This window comes from Sphingomonas sp. CCH9-E2 (assembly GCF_001557215.1).
Taxonomy (GTDB): Bacteria; Pseudomonadota; Alphaproteobacteria; order Sphingomonadales; family Sphingomonadaceae; genus Sphingomonas.
This window is the reverse complement of sequence record NZ_LSJM01000028.1, coordinates 1-1,929: the sequence shown is the minus strand read 5'-3', so window position 1 is coordinate 1,929 and position 1,929 is coordinate 1. Positions and strand designations below refer to the sequence as shown.

Genomic DNA, 1,929 nt, shown 5'->3' with positions numbered 1-1,929 from the left:
CGGCAGCGTGTCGCGAAGATTGTGCTTCGGCTCCCACCCGAGCAGCGATCGTGCACGCGAGATGTCCAGAAGGTAGTGATCGTTGCTGCTGTCGATCATCCACGGCTGGATGAAGTCTTCGCTGCCAAGCGCCTCGTTTTGCAGGATGATCCCGGCCTTTGCGAGCGGCTGCGGGATGCGGATCGTCCTCCAGCCCTCGCCGTGGAGCGTCTCGCCGACGATGTCCTGGATTTCGGCATAGCCGGGCGCGTCGGGCTCGCCGATGAGCAGCGGTAGCTCCGCCGGAAGATCGCGCCGCCGGTCGACGAGACGGAGCACCGCATCGGCCAAGTCGTCGCGGTGCACCGATGACTGCGCGGCGCACAGCATCCCCGGATAGAAATGCGAAATCAGGCGGTGCTCGTAAATCTGCGATATCTGCTGTGCGAGGAACGCCGATCGCCCGTCGTCGTCATAAACTCCGGCTGGGCGCAGGAAGACGACGGGGATCTTGCCCCGGCGCTCGTGCAGCATTGCTTCGGTGTCGACCTTGGACTGCGGATACGCCCAGGCCGCACCGATCGGCGAGTCTTCGTTGATACGCTCATCGGGAGTGGGGGTCGGCTTATGGACCAGCATCGTGCTGGCGAACACGAACTGCCCGACCTCAAACGATTGCAAGCCGTCGATCAGGCGTTGCGTTCCCTGCACGGTGATCTTGTCGTAGAGCGGGTTGGGCTCGCCCGTGATGTCATAATAGGCGGCGAGGTGGATCACCGAGGCGATACGGTTGCCATAGCGGGCACGGACCTCATTCAGCGCGGCGCGCACCGCCTCGTCAGAACCAAGATCGAAGTCGATTGCTGCGGCGGGTGGTGGTGGATCGGGAGGGCCAGCGCGATCGAGGCCGACAACCGTATAGCGCTCACTGAGTTTGGCGATCAGCGCAGCGGCGATGAAGCCGCTCGCGCCCGTGATCAGAACAACGTCGCCGCCACCCTGGCCGCTGCTGGCTTCACTGCGTTTGACGTCGGTCATGACTTTGCCATCCTCGTTCGTTCATCCTGAAAACGCCGACAGGCCCAGCTTTTCCGTCTTTAACGGGCGGCGTGTGCGGGCATCCGGTCATAAAACTCGACCTGCATTCGCATCGGTCCAAGCGGCGGCGCCTTGGGGGGGCGAAGGTTAAGCCGCGCAAGTGCGTATAAGAAGGTGGAAGCTGCCCGCAGGGAGAGCTGATTATGAACCATCAAATGACACTCCTCAGCGTCACCGCGACCGGTTTGCTTCTAAGCGGCTGTATCAGTCCACAGGAAATGGTTTTGCGGCACCGGGCCGCGTGCGAAAGCTACGGATTCACGCCCGGCACCGAAGCTTATTCCAATTGCCTCCTACGGCTCGACATGGGCGACTACGGCTATAGCCATCACGGTCGCCAGCGCGCTGGGCGGTACGCTCCTCTCGAGGAGCCTTTGCCACCCGCGTCACCTGAACCGTAGTGCGCCAAGGCCAACCCCCGACGCACCCGAAGATCCGGTAAGGGTAAATGCAAACACCCGTATCCAGGAGGGCGAGGCTACCTGCAAGGAAAGACAATGCACCAGATCGACTCCGCCATAGTGGCGTGCCGCACGTGCGCCGACGCTTGCGACAGGAAGGCGGCCGGAGCGGCGCTTGCGTGGGCGCTGGGCCATAGCGCTTACATGCCCGACGCGGGCGGCGCGAGGGTGCCGAGCCATGCCACGAGCGCCAGGATGCCGATCACGCAGGCTGTCTCGACCGCAAGGCTGGCCCGCAGCGCCGTAAGCGCCCCGCCATGGTCGTTCATGGCAATCGAGCGCTCGAAGGCCGGCGTGAGGCGGAAACGATTGAGTGAAGCGAGCCCCAGCATCGCTGCGAACAAGACCAGTTTGGCGAGCAGCAGCAGGCCGTAGAGTGTCGTCCCCAAGG

At 63.5% G+C, this 1,929-nt stretch carries 2 protein-coding genes; both read right to left on the bottom strand.

What is annotated here, in order from left to right:
* Positions 1–1,017: NAD-dependent epimerase/dehydratase family protein (locus tag AX681_RS01420; protein ID WP_156455978.1), on the bottom strand; the 1,017-nt coding region annotated here is incomplete at its 3' end.
* A 661-nt stretch (positions 1,018–1,678) separates the two neighbouring features.
* A partial coding sequence (locus AX681_RS01415; RefSeq protein WP_197421933.1) for a CopD family protein occupies positions 1,679–1,929 on the bottom strand: 251 nt, incomplete at its 5' end.